The organism is Clostridium phoceensis (assembly GCF_001244495.1).
Taxonomy (GTDB): Bacteria; Bacillota; Clostridia; order Oscillospirales; family Oscillospiraceae; genus Lawsonibacter; species Lawsonibacter asaccharolyticus.
Genome location: NZ_LN866274.1, coordinates 1709805 through 1727922, shown reverse-complemented (window position 1 = coordinate 1727922; position 18118 = coordinate 1709805). Strand labels below are relative to the sequence as shown.

Sequence of the window (18118 nt, the reverse complement as noted above, 5' to 3'; positions counted from 1 at the left end):
GCCTGTACGGGTATCTACCGCCGCAGCCTCGAGCCCATACAGTGGCCACACAGGGCGAAGCTGGCGGCAAGTGCCGTGATTACAGGGCGGATGTTCGGCAACCGCCTGTCTGTGCTCATTGCACAGCTTGCTTGATAGCTTGCCTTTGATCGCTCACTCTTTCAAAAACGAGTGACAAAGTTGTGCTCTCCAGAAAATAAAATGATAAAACAAATTTTGTAATAACCCGCATTGATGTGCGTCATATAGGCAGAAAGCGAGGTGGTGTGGATGGATTTTGACCAGCTGTACAAGGAGCAGTTCCCTGTGGTGTACCGCTATTTGACAGGACTCTGCGGAAACCAGGCGCTGGCAGAGGAATTGACCCAGGAGACCTTCTGCCGTGCCATTGAACACAGCGTTTCCTTTCAAGGAAAATGCCGGCTGTCTGTATGGCTGTGCCAAAAATTGGAAAGAACTGTTGGCTCTCCTACTTGAGAAAGGCAAAACGGCAGGCCGGAGACGAGGCCCTGGAGCAGATGACCTCCCCTCAGAATGTAGAAGAGGATTTGCTCATCCAGGAAAATGCCCGCCAGATCCATCAGCGGCTCCATGCTCTGCCAGAGCCATACCGGGAGGTGTTTACCCTGCGGGTCTTTGCGGAACTACCTTATACACAGATCGGCGAATTGTTCGGCAAATCTGAAAACTGGGCCAGAGTGACTTATTATCGTGCGAAACAGAAAATCAAGGAGGGGTTATGATGAAATGTGATATCATCCGCGACCTGCTGCCCCTGTACTGCGACGGGCTGTGCAGCGAGGCCAGCAAGCAGGAGATCGAAGCCCATGTGGCACAATGCCAGGAATGCCGCGCCTGTTTGGCGGAAATGAAGGAGGAGGCTCCTGTCCCCTCGCTCTCTCAGGAGTCGGAAACGGAAGCCCGTGTTCTTCAGGGAGTGAAGAAGAAGTTTTCCCGTGGGCGCCGGCGGGCGGTCCTGATCGCCGTGGCGGTCATGCTGATTTTTTCCATTGTTTTGGCGGGTGCGGCCGATGTTCCGCAGCCGGTATCCTATACGGACGGTCTGGTGACGGCAGAGCTTGCGGTGGATGAGGTAATTGACCTCTACTATCACGGCGGGAGCTACGATTCTTTCCACGGCTTCAGCCGGGAGATGGACGGACGGAATACTGTTTTCCTCTATTTTGACCGTACCCTTCGCTCGGATGTGATGCCGGATCGTGAGGGACATTTGTGCATCGGCAACGGCCTGCTGACCGACTTTGAGACAGCCACCTATCAAGTAGATCGGCAGGTGGATGCGGTCTACTATTTGGTGGGAGATTATCTGAAACTCCCCGGTCTGGCGCAGGCCGAATTTGAGCAGGCCGTGGTGGATGCGGTCCTTCTGTGGGAACGCTGAACCAAGCCTACAAGCAGAATGCCTGGGCAGCTTTTTGAGGGCTGCCCAGGCTCATTTTATATTTCGTCTTCCCATACACAATGAGCGCCCGTTCTCCTGGCCCGACAGGAGAATGAGCGCTCGTTTTCTTCATTTTGCAGTTCTATTGAGAGCCTCCACGCCAGTTCAAAGCCGGCAGTAAAACTGTCGAGGGAGGTCTGTTCTATAATCAAGTTCTGGGCATCAATGATTCGTAACACCAGCTTGCGTTCCGGCTTTGCCAGCGCCTCGATCAATGCTTTGTGGCACTCCTCCACTTCGTTCTCCTGTTCATCAAGCTCCGGGCGGACATAAAAGTAATCATACAGCTCTTTGAGCAGTTTGTTTTCCATCGTCATCATCTCCTTGTGCCCCAAACATATACCACATCTTCCGCAGAATATCCATCAGAATTTCAGAAGATTATCGAGAATATTTGCTGCTTCCCTGAGATCTTCCGTGGATGCTTCATTGGGCTTGTTTTCGCCTTTGGCGGCAATATGGGCCAGATAGGGGGCATAGTTCTGCCGTGTCATTGCGGTCCTGAAGTGGCCCAGCATCTGAGAAACCTCTTTCGTATCCATTCCATTTTGCAGCGATAGGACGGCGCAGGTGTGCCGGAGATCTGCGAACCGGATATGATCCAGCCCGGCCTCTTTGATGATCTCATTATGCAGCCGGCGCACCATCTGGGGTGAGTAGGGCCTCTGGGTGGCCGGGTGCATGAACATGAGCGGACTTCCTGGGTGTTTAGCGTGTTCCAGGCGCAGGAGTTCAACCGCTTCCTGGGTCAGACTGACGATCCTGGTGCCGTCTTCATACTCCACCAGCTCCCGTCGCTCCACCGAGCGATTCTCAGTGATGGTCAGCGTCCGCTCCTTCGTGTCCAGGTCGCTCCATTTTAGGGCAATCAGTTCGCCTTGCCGAAGCCCCGCCGTCAGCGCCAGCAAGCACATGGAGAGGTGGCCCAGCCGCTCCGCCGCGTCCAGATAGTCCTCCACCTCTGTCGGTGTCAGCACATTGGCGCTGACCTTCTTGGGCTTTGGGTAGTGAAACCTACGGGCGGGGTTGTCCGCTATCAGCCCATCTCGGATCGCCTGATCCAGACATTGCTGGAGCAGGCGGTGGATGTGCCGCATGGTATGCTCCCCCAGCCCTGGGTATTCGGGGCTTTCTGGCCGGTGACCGCCAAAGCGCCGTCGCTCCTCCAGAAAATCTCCCACCTGCTCCACCGTCAATTCAGAGAGCGGGATCTCCCCCAGTTCGGGGAGAATGTGGTTCTTGAAGAGATAACCGTGGGCCGCATAGGTAGTCGGCCTGCTCTGGTTCTTGTCGCAGACCTCCTGCCAGCGGAGGATGTACTCTTTCAGCGTCATATCCCCACCTCCCTGCACTGGCGCTGCAGATTTCGGAAGGGCACCCGCGGAAGCCCCGCTTGTTTCAGAATCCGCTTGTGGAGGTAGTAGAACTCGTGGAGCTGATACGGTGCTCCGGTCTTGGGATTGAGGAACACATAGCAGCCGGTTTCCGGTATCCGTTCCAGCAGATGCTCCGCCCTGCTGTTGAGGGTCAGCAGGCGCTGTCCCTTGAGGATGTACCGGCAGTGGATATGAAAATCGGCCCACGACAAGGTGATGAGTTCACATTGCCGCAGGCCGCTGGAGAGTCCTGTGTAGATGAGAGGGAGTGCGCCAAGCTGTTCCGCCGCGTTCAGGTACCGCTGGAGCTGCCCCAGGCGCAAGGGAGTCGTTTGATACGCTTCTGCTTGTGGCTCCCGACAGAGCCGCACCGGGTTGTAGGGGATGCGCTGGTCACGGGCCGCTTCATCCACACAGCGCCGCAGGAGCAGATGAATGCACCAGACGCTTCTGGCGCTGAGTCTCTGGCTCCGCAGGCTGTCATAGAAGCTGGTGACGGTGCATTCTGACAGTTCCACCAGCGGGATACCCCCGATTCCGGGGAGAATGTGGCGGTAGATCAGGTTGCGGTATCCGCCCACGGTGCTGCCGCTCCATCTGCCCCGGTTCTCGCAGAACCAGCGGTTGCACCACCGGCCTACCGTGAAGTCCGTTTCTTTCTGCATATTGTCGCCTCCTTTCGGCAACCGAACAATACCACAGAAAGAGGGAAATAGCCACTACTTTATTGCCCCGTATATGCTTTTATTGTCTTTTGTACGGCGGCATGGTAGAATGAAATAACTTTGGGGAGACAGCCGTTGATTTGCGTGGAGACGAGCTGCGCTCAGACTGCCGGTGGGACGGGCCTTATTCTTTGTTTACGCGGCGCAGTTTCTGCGCCTCTGTTCTGAGGTGATTGGCCTGTCATCGCCCCCATTAAACCGGGCGGAACATCTTTTAATACACAGAATCCAATCCCACACAAATCCCAAAAGACGAAAGGGGTTTCTTGAAACAAGCAGGGCAAAAGAGTTCTAAAGAGGAACTGCCCAAGCAGAGGAAAGGGCCAAAGAGGGCGGTAGAGTACCGGTTGAAGGTTACGACACACATTTGGGAGCAAGATGCCGGGAGTTCGAGTCTCCCCACTCGGGCCAAACAATGATAATCTGAACTACATTGTCCAAGTGGGTAATGTGATCGGATTTATCATTTCTATCGAAATGTTATGATGAAACATACAAGGGCAGGGAGGGCCCTGTCCTTGTATGTTTTATTCCCCATGCTATAATAACATTTAACATCTCTCTACAAGACCATTTTATTGGGAGGATTGTGAAACCAGAATGAATTATAAGTTTTCAACACCAAAGACAATTTCCGTAATTATTGTATATTTTTTGCTGTTTTTGGCCGGTGATTTATTGGGAAGTCTAATTTTTGATTTCCTATTTTCTATCATAGATCTTCCAGTCCGTGAGTTGTATCCTATTATCAGAATGCCGGGCTATCTGTTACTGACACTAATCTTCTTTTGGCTCTATACAACAAAAGTTCTCCATCTAAAAATGGAAGACTTCGGGATTTCATTTTCCGTTAAATGGTGGGGAGTTAGTTTATCTGTTTTGTTACCTGCTTTTGTAGTTACTATCTTTCTAATCATTGGACGGGCACAAGTAAATGTTTTTTCCACTGGTGACATCTTCTTAATTATTATTTCATCTATTCTTATTGCTTTGAAAGCGGGGATATTGGAAGAAATACTATTCCGTGGTTTCATTATGAGACTGCTCGAAAGTAAATGGAATAAGTACATCGCTGTGCTTGTCCCATCCGTTTTGTTCAGTTTTGCACATCTCCCATCAATGGAAACTTTTACAATCGGAGGTGTCTTTCTTTTAATCATCAGCGGTACTTTGGTAGGCACTATGTTTTCGCTTGCCTCCTATGCAGGAAATTCCATTGGTAACAATATTCTTATGCATACAGTATGGAACTTTGCGATAGTAACGGACATTCTGCACATTACAACATCGGAGGGTGCTTATGGCGAACCTATTTTTCAACTCATTATACCATCAGACAACATCTTGTTAACTGGAGCAGGATTTGGTATAGAGGCATCTTTAATTGCCATCATTGGATATACTCTCGCTTGTTTAACACTGGCTTTTATTTACAGAAGAAATCACGTTGGTATTTTAGAGGGATAAAGGAGGCGGGAGTGTATAAAACACTCCCGCCTCCTTTATCCCTTAGACTTTCCCTGTTGTGCTTTCCACTCAGCAAATTCCCTTTGCCCCTCCTCGCTCTCGAAAAAGGCTTGTATCTCCGGGAACAGGACACGGGCCAGGGCAGTGAGGAACTTCCTTTGCAGGCAGTCTGCGCTGCTTCGGTTGATCTGGTAAGCCTCGGCATACTTGCTCATGGACAGTCCGCAGTCCGTTGCCCAAGCAGCTTCATAGAGTTCTTCTTTTGTAACTACTTCACCTGTGAGCTTGCCGACCATACATGGGGTTCAATGTCTCTTTTTTTGAATGTGACGCAGCACACAGAATACGACAGCCAGAAGCAACAGGCAACCTGTTCCGGCCGCGAGCCAGACAAGAAGGCTGCTGGACCGCTCTGTAATACAGAAAGTGATCTCCTCCGTCTGACTGGTGAGCAGCAGATACTGTCCGTCGATCTCAAAATCCGCTTCTGACCAGCCGCTTTCCTCCTGTACCCATAGCGCATAGTGTTTTCCAGAGTCCGGCAGGCGGTAGTGAACCGTATAGGACACCTGCTCTAAATCCGGGTCGTCCACTGTGACGGTATAGGCAGTGCCGGTGTGCGTCTTTCCCTGGCGATCACTCCAGGTCACATTCTCAATCGTGTGTGAGACTTCTGCCCGGCTGCTGAAACTACCGTCCACAAGGATCTCCGGCAGTTCCCCACCGTCCGAAAGGGCGGAGGTATAGGGAGTATATTCCGCTTCCAAGGTTTGACTGGCATTCAGATGGGTATAGTCCAGATCCGGCCAGGCGGCGGAGTACCCCTTTTTCGCCGGAATCTCCGGCAGGGATTCGATCCCTTCCCCATACTGGAAGGGGACCACGGCTACGGTGATGCCATCGGCCACGAAGGTCAGCTCCAGCTGAGAAAACAGCTCCGGCACGCCCTCTGTGCTGCACAGGGAATCGAAATCCACCGGCTCCGCCTTCCCGGCATAGCTGATACCGTCCAGAGCGCCCAGGTTCTCGCTGGTAAAGGTGTTGCCGGATACGGTGCCGTCGCTGTCCACATCTCCCGCTACCGCCCCCAGATAAGCAGAGCCCTCATCGATGGTCACCAGGGTATGACAATTTATCAGGGTAGCCCCTAATCCAGCCGCACCGCCCACATAGTCCCTGCCAGACAGGCGGCACTTGCTCCAGCTGTCCCGGACGCTGCCCCAGGAGGCGCCGGCAATACCTCCCACATAGTCGCCGTTGCTGCTGGATACAGCGCCGTAATTCTCGCAGTTTCTAACCCGTCCCAGGTCCATCAGACCGACAATACCGCCGGCGTAGTCCTGCTTTCCGGTGATTGCTCCTGTATTGATACAGGATGCGACAACTGCCTTGGTCTGATATCGGAAGTCCAGGGAGCGGTCGCCTTCCTGGATCAAATCGTCCTCCGGGTCAAAGTCGTATTCAATAGCCATAGAACCCACGATCCCGGCCACATTAACATCGCCCTCCACCGTTCCGTCATTCCTGGCGTCAGAGAGATAGCCCGTATCTGTAGTTTCAGGCGCTTCGTCCGACACATCCTCAAACCGATCCTCAAATTTCTCATCAGAACCATCCAGAATATCCCGCATCAGGTCGGTAATGACACCGAACTGCCGGTTGATGGCGTCCAGATCGTCCAGCAAAATGTCCGTATTGCTGGACATGGACTCCCGAAGAGCATCTCCGCTGTCGATCAGGTCAGTAAAAATACTGTCCAGAGCATCCCCCTGTTCCTTGATCTCGCTGCTGATGGGACGGATGGTGATGGTGGGCATCTCAGATAGTTCTTGCAGCACATGGGAAAGGTCTTCCATGATGTCTGAAGTCAGAGAAGACAGTTCCTCCATGGTATCTCCGGCATCCCTCAGTTCATCTATGGCATCCCCGGCCTTCTCCAGCAATTCCCGCAGTTTGCGGACGGCACTCCCGCCGCTGTCCACGCTGCGGGCCAATGCGCGCAGTGCGGAGGATAAACTATCCCTGGCGGCCTGTATCTCCTGTCTGGCGGCCTCCAATTCCTCGATATTGATGGAAGGCACCACCAATTTTTCCGCGGCTGCGGCGATCTCCTGTGCAGATAGCTTTGCGCGCTCCAGGCTGGTACGGATGGCCGCCAGTTCGACCTGGAGTGTCTCAACGACAGTCTGGGCAGATTCGATCCCGGCCAATGCTGCGAGGGCATCCTCCGCCTCTGCGGCGGCCAGCTCTGCGGCGGCGATGGCAGCATTCAGTTCGTCCAATTTCACCTGCAGATCCCGCTCGGCTTCAGACGCGCCTAAATCCTTCAGAATGTTTTCTACTTCCTCCTGTGTGTCTGTAAGCTGTTGGGACGCATCCTGTAATTTTTGGTAAGCGGCTGTCAAATCCGGCCCCTGTCCAGGGGCGACATTCATCAGCGCCTTGGCCAGTTCCGCACCCGCCTGCCCAAACGCCTGTCCGGCGGCCAGTAGATCCTCTGCAGCACTTTTCAACTGCGCCAATGCTTCCGGGGCAGCGGTCTCCGACCCGATCACCTGAGCAAGCGCATCGTTGACCTGGTCCAAGCAGTTTGGCAGAGCGGCACAGGCAGACTGAAACGCCCCCAGCTTTTCCAGAAGAGCTGCCCATTCTGGCCTCCCCTGAAGCACACCATCTGCACCCTGTAAAATTTCCCATATTTGTACAAAACAGCTGTCAATATCCGAGAGATCCTTGGACAGTTCAGAAACTGCCGTCTGTATTTCCGCCAGAGTTGTGTCCGTATCCGGATTCCCCAGTACATTCCGCAGGTGCGCCATAGCCGCTTTTAGGTGGTCTGCCGAGTCCCGGCCATGCCGGGCAGCGACCCTCAGATCGTCCATAACCTCCTCAAACCGGTCCGCTGCATCGGGGGCCAGATCGCCGGCCTCCTGCGCCTCGTCCATCACATCATTCATCTGACCAGCCAACTTCTCCATCAGATCCAGCGCGTCTGTGGCATCCTCCATAATGGGAGACAGTTTATCCGTGAGCCAGGAGATCCGGGCAGACATGCTGTTGACCGCATCAATGTTTTCATTGGCCCAGTCTGTGGTGAGATCTGCCAAGTCACTGATAGCCCCCTGGACCTCCCCCGCCCGGTCGGAAATAGCCTGCATCCGCTCAGAGATCTCGTTGGAAGCGCTGCGGGCATCATCATTGGTCCAGCCGATCAGGTCTCGCAGCACGTCCAGTTCATCCAACAGGTCGCCAACCTGGCTCTCAGTGTAGAGCAGACGCACCTCCGGCACCAACTGTCCGGTAATGCCGCCCACATCCTTCCGGCCCAAAATCATCCCGGAATTGGTGCAGCCGTTCAGATATCCGGACTGCTGCCCTACGATGCCGCCAATGTTATACCCCTCATGGGCATACCCCACCGCCCCGGTGTTGACGCAGCTTTGCAGGATGCCTGAGGAAAACCCGGCGATGCCGCCAATGTCAGTACACACAGGTACATTCTCCGCAGCATTGAGCTGCTCACGATTCAAAGCGTCCAGATCCAGTTCCGTGTCCACCTCTGTGGTGTTGATGCTGCCGCTGTTTTCACACTGGATAATAGAACCGTAGTTCTGTCCGGCAATGCCGCCCACATAGTGCTCCCCGGTAACAGAGCCGGAGAAAGCACAGTTGATGATCTCCCCCTGAGCTTCGTTGATGCCTGCGATCCCGCCAATACTGTCCAATCCGCTTACCGTCCCGGAAAACGAACACATCGTGATGGTCCCCTGGTTCTTCCCTGCCAGGCCGCCCAGAACGTTTTTGCGGTCAGCGGGAGAGATGCTGCCCGAGACGTGGAGATCCCGCACAGAGCCGGTGGGCTGTATGTACCGAAACAGTCCCCGCACATTGCCGCTGCCGGTGATGGACAGGCCGGAGATGGTGTGTCCCTGTCCCTCAAAGGTGCCGCCGAAGGTAGGGATGGGGGCAAAGTCCACGCCGGTCAGATCAATGTCTGCCTCCAGATAGACGGTTTTCCCCTGAGACCAGCTGTCCAGGGTGCAGTTCCGGGAGAACCCCGCCAGATCCTCTGCCGTGCGGAGATAGATGGTATCGGCGGTCCCAGCGGCCAGAGCAGCGGGAGCGATAAGGGAGAGGAGCAAGACCGCCGCCAGCAGGAGACTCAAGAATTTACTGCTTTTCCGTTTCATCTGCTTTTGGAACCTCCTTGGTCTGGTAACTTCCAGTCTCCAGCATCCCGGAGACGTCTCCGTAGATCACGCCTTGGATGTGGGCGTCCACCACACCGGACACCCGGCCCCGGACCCGGCCATTTACATAGACGGTGCCGCTGGCGCTGTGGCTGACCTCCGGAACTTTGATGTTGAAGCGGGTCTTTTCCACGATCTTGTCTCCCACGTACAGGATCTGGGGCAGGATAAACATGACTAAAAACATGGAAATCAGCGTTCCCCGGCACAGGCACTCGCCGATGCCCACAATGGCTGGCTCCGTAGTGATCTGGGAGATCAGGAACCCGGCGGCAGATAGGATGCTCCCCGAGGTCAACACCGTTGGAAAGGACAGATCCAGCGCCTGGACGATAGCCTCTGACCGCGGCATCTTCTCCTTCAGTTCGTTGTACCAGGAGGAGATCACAATGGCGTAATCGATGTTGGCCCCCATCTGGATGGAGGTCACCACCAGATAGCTCATAAAGAAGATGGGCTGCTGGGTCACGCCAGGGAAGGAGAAGCTGATCCAAATACTGCCCTGGATCACCAGGATCAGCAGGAGGGGCAGGCCCACCGACTGGAATGTGAACAGCAGGACGATAATGACAAAGGCCACCGACAGCACGCTGATCATCACATTGTCTCTGGCAAAGGACACAGACAGGTCATAGTCACTGGTGGAGTCCCCAACCAGATAGACGTTTTCGGCGTCATAGTATCTCTCCGCTTCGTCATGGATGGTCTGGAGGAAAGCAAAAGTCTCCTCCCCCTCCTCTGGCAGATCCAGACTGACCAGCATCCGGGTGTAGTCCTCTCCCAGCAGCTGCTCTCGGGCGTCAGAAAGCTGTTCATAGAGAGCATCCAGATCCGCCTGTTCCTCCTCGTCCAGATCTACATAGCCCTCCTCCACCTTGTCATAGGCAAAGAAAAACATATCCATCAGCGGAACTGTATAGTCATCCAGGCCGCCCACGATCCTTCCGTACTCTTCGCCCTCCGCTGCATAGGCGGCATAAACAAGACATACCAGCTCGTAGTCCAGATCCGTCATCTCGGCAAACTGCCGGGGCGTCAGGGCGTCCGTGAGCATGTAGCCGTCCATGACCTCCACATTGGAAAGGCCCATGGCGTAGTCCACCTGGTCATAGGTCTCCAGCCGCTCCAGCAGGGCCTTTTCACTGATATAGTCGCCCTTTGGCACGATCAGCGCCATTACGTTCTGGGTACCGAAGGTCTCGTTGACTTTCTTCTCGGCGATCTGGGTCTCATTTTGTCGGGCGGTCTGGATCTGACTGTAGCCGTAGACATAGGGGCACTGATTGGACATCAGAAAGCCCGCCACAATGGCCGCTGCGAACAAGGGCACGCCTACATAGCGCAGTTTCAGGGTAAACTTGCCCCAGCGGTCGATCTTTGGGACAAAACTGCGGTGCTGGGTTTTTGCCATGGCCTTGGAAAAAAGCATCAGCAGGCCCGGCATCAGGGTAAAGACCGAGAGCATGCTGAACAGAATGGCCTTGATGAGGATAATGCCCATGTCAAAGCCTATCCGGAACTGCATGAACATCATAGCGGCCAGACCCGAAATGGTGGTAAGGCTGCTGGCAGAGATGGAGGGAATGGCGGCGCTCACCGCTGCGATGCAGGCCTCCCGGTCCTCGGCGTACTCCCGCTCCTCCAGAAAGCGGTGGAGCATGATGATGGCATAGTCGATGGCCAGCGCCAGCTGCAAAACCACGGTCACAGAGTTGGAGACGAAGGAGATCTCCCCGAAAATAAAATTGGTGCCCAGATTCAGCAGGGCCGCTACGATAAAGGTGATGAGCAGTACCGGGATCTCCGCATAGGAGCGGGAGGTGAGCAGCAGCACCAGCACGATGATCACCGCCGCCACCGCCAGAATGGTCCCCATCTCGCTGGCCAGAGAATCCGCCTGTGAGTTGCCTACAGCACTGTCAATGTAATAGTCGTAGGGCTCCAGCAGTTCCCGGATGGCAGCCAGGGCGGCGAGGCTGATCTCGTCCTCCTCCTCGCCGTCAAAGGTCACGGAGATCAGGGCGTCAGCCCCCTTGAAATACTCCGTGATGTCCTCCGGTGTCTCCGGCTCACCGTCACTTTCTGTGTCCGCGCCGACGGTGCTGCTCCCGAAGGTGGCCGAGGTGACGCCCTCGATCTGCTCCATCTGCTCCGCCAGTTCCTCCGCGATCTCATAGGTCACATGGGAGACCATGACCCGGGCGGTGCCGAAGGTGGTAAACTCCTCCTCCATGAGGGTCAGTCCCTGGCGGGTCTCCGTGGTCTCCGGCAGATACTCTGTAATGTCGTTGCACACGCTGACCCAGTTTCGGGAAAACAGGCAGAAGATCAGGGCACAGGCATAGAGAAAAAAGATCAGGTTTCTTTTGTCGACGATGACTGTGGCCAGTTTCTCAAAAAAGGATGACTTTTCCGTTCCCTTGCTCACAGTTCCGACGCCTCCCGGGGTCCTTGATGGAGAAGTGCGCCTTCCCACCGCATCTGGGCGGATTTTGAGGTAGATGTTCCGCACAGGCTCCCTGCCTGCAGTTTTAAAACGGTCTCACAGGGAATGGTGCTCACCACCGTTTGGATGGGATGAAAGAGATGGAGCGTCCCATCCGCTGCCCGCACGCCCTGCACCTTGTTGACATAGCCCACCAGATCCAGTGATCCGGTAATGTAGCTCTCCTGATAACTGAGGGTCAGAACTCCCTCCCGCGGACCCAGTTGACCCTGTATGGTGACTTGATACTGCTCTGTCATCGCGCCGCGCTCCTTCCGGTTTGGTTTCTTTCAGCATAAAAAATCTCTTGGTGGAAAACAAGATGCAGAACAGGGGCAAATGTCAGATTTCTGACACTTGCTCCTAATCTGCATCTATGATAAGTCCTGGGATCTGTGCTAAAATAAAATCAAGAATTCGAGGAAAGGTCTGTGGTCGTTGGGATGAGACAGCGAACATACGAAGCCAGCGAGGCGGCCAAGCGTGAGATCTGCGCCGCACTGAAAACTTTGATGGCACAAAAGCCTCTGAATAAAATTACCATCGCGGAGATCATGCAGTCCTGCGGCATGGCTCGGCAGCATTTTTACTACCACTTTGAGGATATCTACGACGCAGTGCGCTGGATGTTCGACCAGGAGGCTGTGGCACTGCTGCGGGAGCATGAGGGTGTGATGCTGTGGCAGGACGGCCTGCTCCAACTCTTTCAGTATCTTCAGGAAAACCGGACGGTCTGCCTGTGCGCCCTGCACTCCTTGAGCCGGGAACATCTGAAACGCTTTTTTCAGACAGATATTCACGCTATCATACAGAGTACGATCCAGCGGATCGTCATAGCACTGAACTACCACGCATCCGATGACGAAGTTGATTTGCTGACGAAATTTTATGTGGGGGCGCTGGCAAGCATGATCGAGGAGTGGCTGCTGGGCGAGATCCAGGGAACCCCTGAAGAGCTGATCCGGTTTACCGACCAGCTTTTGAAAGATCATGTTCGCGGCGCTACCCTGCGGATGACGGAACCGCGCCCGGCCGCGGAGCAGATTTGTAAGGAGGATTCGTAACATGAAGATGCCGATCATTGCTTTGGGCCGTCAGTTCGGCAGCGGCGGCCGGGAGATTGGAAAACGGCTGGCAGAGAAACTGAACATCAGGTGCTATGACCGGGAACTGATCACTCTGGCCGCACAGAAAGCGGAACTGCGGGAGGAACTGTTTGCGGGCAGAGAGGAAAAAGCACCCAATCCCTGGCTCTTTACCGGCGTCTATGAGGGCGGACCTCAGGTGCGGAAGGGCCAGCCGGCGGAGGACATCCTGTTTGAGATGCAGAGCCAGGTGATCTTGGAACTTGCCCAGAAAGATCCCTGCATTATTGTGGGGCGGTGTGCCGATGCCATCCTCAAATCTGCCGGCATCCCGGTGATCAGCCTGTTCATCTGCGCTCCCTTCGGGGATCGTATCAGACGCCGGATGGAGATCGAGGGCCTCGGGCCAAAAGAAGCGGAGGACACCATCAGAAAAATTGATAAACAGCGAAAAAAATACTATGACACCTATACCGGCAGAAATTGGGGGGTTCCGGAGAATTATGATTTCTGCATCAACAGTTCTGTGATGGGAATTGAGGAGACGGCAGAGCATATCATCACTTGGACCAGAGGCAATTGGTGACACATTCGGTTTCATCTTTCGATTTTGTATAAGAAATTTGTCTTCCGAGCCTTTTATGGCATCCCCGGGAGTCTTCTCCCCCTGTTTATAGACCTGCAAATCCTGCGTTGCAGACAACAGGAATCATTTACACATTTTTTCTGACTGACCTACAACGCAGGAACAGCCGCATAGAGATACAAAAAACGCTCCCTGTCCGGGCCGCTGCATGACCTTCAGCCACGGGCAGGAAGCGTTTTTGACCACATTTCCAACTGAAAAACCATTCAAAAAGCGTCCCCGTTATTTCTGTGCGAATACAATATCACATTTTCACTGCTTGTACGTGGGAAAATGCAGCTTTCAAAATCCGCGATCTCGGCCTCTTTCTCATATGGAAAGGCAATGATAAGTTTTAGTTGATAATTTCCATGCAATTATGTATGATGGAAAAGAGCGATTTGACCCCATCATTTATGATAACGGCTTGCACTTTACGCATTCAATGATGCGCAATGCAGGCGGAAGTTTTTGGGAGATGCACACGAATCAGTCAAAAATAACTCTGTTTCTATATAAAAATGGATTTTATTTATGGAGAAAATCACATCTGTGGGTGGATGTGGCTTCTTCTTTGCGCCCTTTTCATGCCCTGCGTCAGCCTGTCCAAGTGACAGGGTCTCGCAGGGCGTTTTTTCTATTTTCTGAAAGGAGTCTGAGAATATGAATCTGAAATACGCCTGCCCCAGCTGTGGGACGCCCCTTGGGTATCAGGGACTATGTTGGAAATGCAAGTGCGAACAAGAGCGACAAGCTGCCCTGGCCTGGACGCTGGAACAGATTGCCGAAAAGCAGAGAAACTTGATTCAGAACATCCAGCGGCTGGCTGATATGGAGGACCCGGAATTCACCGACTTTTGGCAGTTGCTTGGCTGCCGGGACGCCATCCCCCCGGAGATCCAGCGGGCGGCGCTGGCCGCAGAGGTTTTCTGGCCTTCTGAACTTTACTATCGCGCCCCAGAGGATGTGCGGGACGGCTTGATCCATGCGCTGTTGTCCACGGAAAATTCCAGCGAAGCGTCTAACCTGATGTGCTGCCTTGCCTTCCAGGGGGATGAAAAGGCAATGGAGACATTGTTGGAGTTGGAGCGGAATCCCCGGCCCTGGCGCAAGGGCCTCTATGTGGACCCGTCCAGCTATGCGCAGATTGGCGGCTGGACCTTCGACAAGGAGGGCCAGAGAATCCAACTTAACTTTGACACCTGCTATCCCATGGTCAAGGGAACCAGCGGTGAGAAGTCTCCCGTCCGCATTGGCCGGGCACGGAAGGACACATGCCCCCACTGTGACGGACGCATAGTGGATATGCTGGTGCTGGACGGACGGGATGAGCGGCTCCGGTTCCTGGGGCTGGACGGTATCCTGACCGCCACCTGCTGCCCCAGCTGTGTGGGATTTTTGAAAGGCCCCGCCTTCAATCACTTCACTTTGGACGGCGGCGTGGAGATTTTTCCCTCCGAGCTCTTTGACGGGGCGGAGAAGATGGACTGCTATGTCCATCCGGAGGACTACAAGGCCCTTACCGAAAATCCCTTCGTGCTGGGTAAGGCGCCTGTGCCCCTGTTTTACGGCGCAGCCTGCGAGGATGTGAACACGGTGGGCGGTTTTGCCAACTGGGTGCAGGATGCGGAATATACCACCTGTCCCCACTGTGGGAAGCCCATGAAGTATCTGGCCCAGATCCAGTGGGATACAGTGTTTGACTGTGCGGAGGGCACGCTCTATGTGGAGTTCTGCCCGGACTGCCAGATCGTATCCATGCAGCACCAGCAGACCTGAGAGGAGTGCATCAAATGAATTTACCAAAACGAAATAGTGCGGACGGGCGCTGTTACTGGATGAAGCCCGAGGTACAGGAGGAACTGCAACCGCTCTTTGACCAGTGCATCCAGGATGCCATTGACGGGAGAATCACGCGGCTTGATTCTCTCTGGCCGCCGGTAGTAGTCAGCAGTCAAGGTGCGCCCTTTGAGGTGTGGCAACTGCTTAGGGCGTGGACCGAAATACAGCGGGCCGAGACCCTGGATGCGGAAAAGGCCATCGCCTTCAGCGAAAACCTGCGCCGCCAGAGCCGGTGGGGTGAAATTGACCACCATCTACTTGATATGCTCAAACGGGAGCTGCAGGAGAAGTATTTTGTTGCAACAGACAATGAAGATGATCGCTTCTGGAATCGGGAGTATTCCCTGAAACCAGGTATCCGTGCAGAGGAGGTCCCGGAGCCGCTGCTGCGTTTCGCCTGCTATGTGGCGGTGAGCTACAAGGTATATGGTATGGACTTTCAGTATCTGGACACCAATTACCTCTTTGGATTAGTGGAGAAAGCCCGTCCGGATATGGTGAAAAAGCTGAAGGAAAATGGAACCGGCAGGCTGCCGCTCAACCTGCAAAAGAGGAAAACAGAGCACTTCACTGCATCGGCCAACGATGCCTTTGCCGTGATCCGTATTACTACCAGGGACAACACAGAGGAATGCTGCCATGAAGTGCTGAACTACCTGTGTGAGCTTCTGGAACAGGAGGATTTTCCCCGCAGCTATGCGGTGGAGTTCAAAGGGCCGGAAAAGAGTTATCTTCCCATCACAGGACTGCCCAAAAAGGGAGTAAACCAGCTCTTTGCCTGTGCCGTGCAGTACCCCGGCCTCCACCCCCTGATGGAGCGGTACGCCCGGCTTGCCATGCGGCAATATGAGCAGTACACCAATCTCAGCGATGAGCAGTGCGCTCTCCCCGGAAGTTTTGCCGTGTTCGCCCTGGGAATGCTGGGGCAAGAGTGGCAGCAGCTGGTATGGGATTATCTCGATCTCTGTGATGATGAGCACTCCCACTTACAGGAAAAATTCCTCCGGGCGTATGTGAAACAGTCCGGATTTACCGCCAGTACCGTCCCCATTTTTGTCCGGGGTGTGCTGTCCATGCAGAACATGAAGTATTCCAAGGACTATGCCGCGTGGATGGCAAACGCAGAAAGCCTGGACGCTCTGCTGGAGGCAAAAATCCACCTGTCCGAGATCGTTCCAAGCGGTTTTTCCTCCGACGAGGATGACGATGATGACGAGGAACCCACCCTGGAAACAGAATCCAGCCCGGAGGAAGTGCTGCAATACGCGTGGGAAACGGTCTGCTATGTGATCTGGGGCAAAGCCAGCGCCAAGGGTGGTCAGAAAGTGGTGGAATCAGCTCCGGAGGAACTGAAGGAACTTTACCCACAGATTTTTGTTCCGATAACGGAGAACCCGGAAGAAAGAGGCAGCCTGCTATGAGTTTACCGAAACGCGACGGCGTAAATGGCCGTTATTACCTGATCCATAAACCGGATACGGACCCCGAAGTGCTGAAACACGCAGATCAGTGCATCCAGGATGTGTTGGATGGAACCGCAAAAGAAAACCATTCCGGCTCCCCGCTGGTCGTTCGGAACCAAAGCGGAACGCCCTTTCTGCCCAGCCAGCTGCTGGATCGGTATCTGTCCAAACTGCCTTTGAAGGGATTCCCCTATGAGGAAGCTGTTATTTTCTGCGATGCCCTGCGGCGGTTGGCGGGCTGGAATGAGATCCGCTATCAGTTGGAGAAGTACATAGAAAAGCAGGTGCAGGAGCGGTACTTCCTTGTGGGAGAGCGGGAAGATGGGTTTACAGTGTTTCCGCCCTGCACGGTGTGGCCGGAATTGCGAGCGGAGGATGTGGACGAAGGGCTGCTGCACTTTGCCTGCTATGTGGCGGTCTGCCATACAGTGTATGGACAGAGTTTTGAATCCCTCAAAACCGAACACATTCTTGGCCTGGTTTCCCAGCTTCGCCCGGACATGGTGAAGCAGCTGAAAACCAATGGCAGCGGCAAATTGCCAAAGGGTATCCAGCGGCGTAAGACGGAGCATTTCACCGCAACGGCCAATGATGCCTTTGCCACCATCCGCATCACCGCCAGGGACTCCACTGAGGAGTGCTATGCTGAAATCCTGGACTACCTGTGTGCAGTGTTGGAGCAGGAGGAATTCCCCCGCAGTTACTCGGTGGAGTTCCGTGGAAAGGACAAACTCTATCTGCCCATTCCCGGCCTGCCCAAGAAGGGAATCAATCAGCTCTTTGCCTGTGCTGTCCAGCACCCCAAATTACACACCGATATTGAGCGGTATGCACGGCTGGCTATGCGGGAGTATGAATGGTACCAAAACCTCGCGGATGAAGCCTGTGCGATGCCTGGCTCTTTCGCTGTGTTCGCTCTGGGGCTGGAGGGAGAACAGTGGGCGACACTGGTGGCGGAGTACCTGGATCTCTGCGACGACGAGCACTCCTCCCTGCAAGAGAAATTCCTTCATGCCTTGATCCGGAAGTTTGGTTTCCAACCATGGACGCTGGGGGTATTGGTGCGGGGCGCATTGTCTATGCAGTGGCTGGAGCCTGCCAGGGAATTCCGCAGTCTGATTGCCAATGCGGAAAGCCTGGATGCGCTGCTGGCAGTTAAGCGCCGCTTTTCTGCTTATCTCCTGCCGGAAGAAAATGAAGACCCGAAATTCCGGGCCATCGCTTGGCAGAGCCTGCTCTGGGCTATCTGGGGCCCGGTCTCTGAAAATGGCGGCAGCAAGGTCATCAAGTCGGCGCCGAAGGAACTGAAAGAGAAATACCAGCAGGTATTTGCGTAAG

At 54.4% G+C, this 18118-nt stretch carries 16 protein-coding genes; 9 read left to right on the top strand and 7 right to left on the bottom strand.

The genetic code is table 11. The annotated features are described in order from the left end of the window. Positions 1-270 precede the first annotated feature (270 nt). From BN1969_RS18580 to BN1969_RS09145, 3 genes are read left to right on the top strand one after another with little or no spacing between them, the layout of a single operon-like run. Positions 271-477: an RNA polymerase sigma factor gene (locus tag BN1969_RS18580; protein WP_242850313.1), complete on the top strand. Its 207-nt coding sequence runs from the start codon at positions 271-273 to the stop codon at positions 475-477. Next, positions 474-743 carry an RNA polymerase sigma factor gene (locus BN1969_RS18575; RefSeq protein ID WP_242850312.1) on the top strand — a complete coding sequence of 90 codons (270 nt, stop codon included), beginning with the start codon at positions 474-476 and terminating at the stop codon, positions 741-743. The genes BN1969_RS18580 and BN1969_RS18575 overlap by 4 nt, the downstream gene beginning before the upstream one ends. Then, positions 743-1402 carry an anti-sigma factor family protein gene (locus BN1969_RS09145; RefSeq protein ID WP_242850311.1) on the top strand — a complete coding sequence of 220 codons (660 nt, stop codon included), beginning with the start codon at positions 743-745 and terminating at the stop codon, positions 1400-1402. The genes BN1969_RS18575 and BN1969_RS09145 overlap by 1 nt, the downstream gene beginning before the upstream one ends. 56 nt (positions 1403-1458) lie before the next feature. On the opposite strand, the gene BN1969_RS09140 is transcribed toward BN1969_RS09145, so the two are convergent. Genes BN1969_RS09140 through BN1969_RS09130 form a run of 3 tightly spaced genes read right to left on the bottom strand, consistent with a single transcriptional unit; the run spans position 1459 to position 3503 of the window. After that, the gene (locus BN1969_RS09140; protein WP_336454705.1) at positions 1459-1773 is read right to left on the bottom strand and encodes a DUF6809 family protein; all 315 of its coding nucleotides are present in this window, start codon (positions 1771-1773) and stop codon (positions 1459-1461) included. Positions 1774-1827: 54 nt separating this feature from the next. Next, complete coding sequence (locus tag BN1969_RS09135; RefSeq protein WP_050624026.1) at positions 1828-2796, bottom strand: tyrosine-type recombinase/integrase; 969 nt, start codon at positions 2794-2796, stop codon at positions 1828-1830. Continuing rightward, the gene (locus tag BN1969_RS09130) at positions 2793-3503 is read right to left on the bottom strand and encodes a tyrosine-type recombinase/integrase (protein WP_050624025.1); all 711 of its coding nucleotides are present in this window, start codon (positions 3501-3503) and stop codon (positions 2793-2795) included. Before BN1969_RS09130 ends, BN1969_RS09135 begins: the two co-directional genes overlap by 4 nt. A 660-nt stretch (positions 3504-4163) precedes the next feature. On the opposite strand from BN1969_RS09130, the gene BN1969_RS09125 reads away from it, so the two are divergent. Continuing rightward, the gene (locus BN1969_RS09125; protein WP_050624024.1) at positions 4164-5030 is read left to right on the top strand and encodes a CPBP family intramembrane glutamic endopeptidase; all 867 of its coding nucleotides are present in this window, start codon (positions 4164-4166) and stop codon (positions 5028-5030) included. 35 nt (positions 5031-5065) lie between these two features. Here BN1969_RS09125 and BN1969_RS09120 read toward each other — a convergent pair whose 3' ends face one another. Genes BN1969_RS09120 through BN1969_RS09105 form a run of 4 tightly spaced genes read right to left on the bottom strand, consistent with a single transcriptional unit; the run spans position 5066 to position 12025 of the window. Continuing rightward, the gene (locus BN1969_RS09120) at positions 5066-5326 is read right to left on the bottom strand and encodes a hypothetical protein (RefSeq protein WP_147577051.1); all 261 of its coding nucleotides are present in this window, start codon (positions 5324-5326) and stop codon (positions 5066-5068) included. Positions 5327-5335: 9 nt separating this feature from the next. Then, positions 5336-9220, bottom strand: coding sequence for a GLUG motif-containing protein (locus BN1969_RS09115; protein ID WP_050624023.1), 3885 nt, complete (start codon positions 9218-9220; stop codon positions 5336-5338). Beyond that, the gene (locus BN1969_RS09110; protein ID WP_050624022.1) at positions 9201-11708 is read right to left on the bottom strand and encodes an efflux RND transporter permease subunit; all 2508 of its coding nucleotides are present in this window, start codon (positions 11706-11708) and stop codon (positions 9201-9203) included. Before BN1969_RS09110 ends, BN1969_RS09115 begins: the two co-directional genes overlap by 20 nt. Then, the gene (locus BN1969_RS09105) at positions 11705-12025 is read right to left on the bottom strand and encodes a hypothetical protein (RefSeq protein WP_050624021.1); all 321 of its coding nucleotides are present in this window, start codon (positions 12023-12025) and stop codon (positions 11705-11707) included. The genes BN1969_RS09110 and BN1969_RS09105 overlap by 4 nt, the downstream gene beginning before the upstream one ends. Before the next feature lie 183 nt (positions 12026-12208). Here BN1969_RS09105 and BN1969_RS09100 point away from each other — a divergent pair, with 183 nt between their 5' ends. The 5 genes from BN1969_RS09100 to BN1969_RS09080 all read left to right on the top strand — a co-directional run bounded on the left by BN1969_RS09100 (position 12209) and on the right by BN1969_RS09080 (position 18117). Further along, complete coding sequence (locus tag BN1969_RS09100) at positions 12209-12829, top strand: TetR/AcrR family transcriptional regulator (RefSeq protein WP_108980965.1); 621 nt, start codon at positions 12209-12211, stop codon at positions 12827-12829. A 1-nt stretch (position 12830) separates the two neighbouring features. Beyond that, a complete protein-coding gene (locus BN1969_RS09095; RefSeq protein WP_077138738.1) occupies positions 12831-13436 on the top strand; it encodes a cytidylate kinase-like family protein in 606 nt (201 codons plus the stop codon). Between the two features lie 702 nt (positions 13437-14138). After that, entirely contained in the window at positions 14139-15254 is a 1116-nt protein-coding gene (locus BN1969_RS09090) for a hypothetical protein (RefSeq protein ID WP_050624019.1), read from the top strand. A 14-nt stretch (positions 15255-15268) separates the two neighbouring features. Then, positions 15269-16738 carry a DUF6138 family protein gene (locus BN1969_RS09085; RefSeq protein ID WP_242850310.1) on the top strand — a complete coding sequence of 490 codons (1470 nt, stop codon included), beginning with the start codon at positions 15269-15271 and terminating at the stop codon, positions 16736-16738. Then, positions 16735-18117 carry a DUF6138 family protein gene (locus BN1969_RS09080; RefSeq protein WP_050624017.1) on the top strand — a complete coding sequence of 461 codons (1383 nt, stop codon included), beginning with the start codon at positions 16735-16737 and terminating at the stop codon, positions 18115-18117. The genes BN1969_RS09085 and BN1969_RS09080 overlap by 4 nt, the downstream gene beginning before the upstream one ends. Position 18118 lies beyond the last annotated feature (1 nt).

Excerpts from the sequence above, each read along its gene's own strand:
- BN1969_RS09140 (WP_336454705.1), bottom strand. The coding sequence starts at position 1,773 with ATGGAAAACAAACTGCTCAAAGAGCTGTATGATTACTTTTATGTCCGC.
- BN1969_RS09100 (WP_108980965.1), top strand. The coding sequence starts at position 12,209 with ATGAGACAGCGAACATACGAAGCCAGCGAGGCGGCCAAGCGTGAGATC.
- BN1969_RS09090 (WP_050624019.1), top strand. The coding sequence starts at position 14,139 with ATGAATCTGAAATACGCCTGCCCCAGCTGTGGGACGCCCCTTGGGTAT.
- BN1969_RS09130 (WP_050624025.1), bottom strand. The coding sequence starts at position 3,503 with ATGCAGAAAGAAACGGACTTCACGGTAGGCCGGTGGTGCAACCGCTGG.
- BN1969_RS09115 (WP_050624023.1), bottom strand. The coding sequence starts at position 9,220 with ATGAAACGGAAAAGCAGTAAATTCTTGAGTCTCCTGCTGGCGGCGGTC.
- BN1969_RS09080 (WP_050624017.1), top strand. The coding sequence starts at position 16,735 with ATGAGTTTACCGAAACGCGACGGCGTAAATGGCCGTTATTACCTGATC.
- BN1969_RS09105 (WP_050624021.1), bottom strand. The coding sequence starts at position 12,025 with ATGACAGAGCAGTATCAAGTCACCATACAGGGTCAACTGGGTCCGCGG.
- BN1969_RS09145 (WP_242850311.1), top strand. The coding sequence starts at position 743 with ATGAAATGTGATATCATCCGCGACCTGCTGCCCCTGTACTGCGACGGG.
- BN1969_RS09085 (WP_242850310.1), top strand. The coding sequence starts at position 15,269 with ATGAATTTACCAAAACGAAATAGTGCGGACGGGCGCTGTTACTGGATG.
- BN1969_RS09120 (WP_147577051.1), bottom strand. The coding sequence starts at position 5,326 with ATGGTCGGCAAGCTCACAGGTGAAGTAGTTACAAAAGAAGAACTCTAT.
- BN1969_RS18580 (WP_242850313.1), top strand. The coding sequence starts at position 271 with ATGGATTTTGACCAGCTGTACAAGGAGCAGTTCCCTGTGGTGTACCGC.
- BN1969_RS09095 (WP_077138738.1), top strand. The coding sequence starts at position 12,831 with ATGAAGATGCCGATCATTGCTTTGGGCCGTCAGTTCGGCAGCGGCGGC.
- BN1969_RS09135 (WP_050624026.1), bottom strand. The coding sequence starts at position 2,796 with ATGACGCTGAAAGAGTACATCCTCCGCTGGCAGGAGGTCTGCGACAAG.
- BN1969_RS09125 (WP_050624024.1), top strand. The coding sequence starts at position 4,164 with ATGAATTATAAGTTTTCAACACCAAAGACAATTTCCGTAATTATTGTA.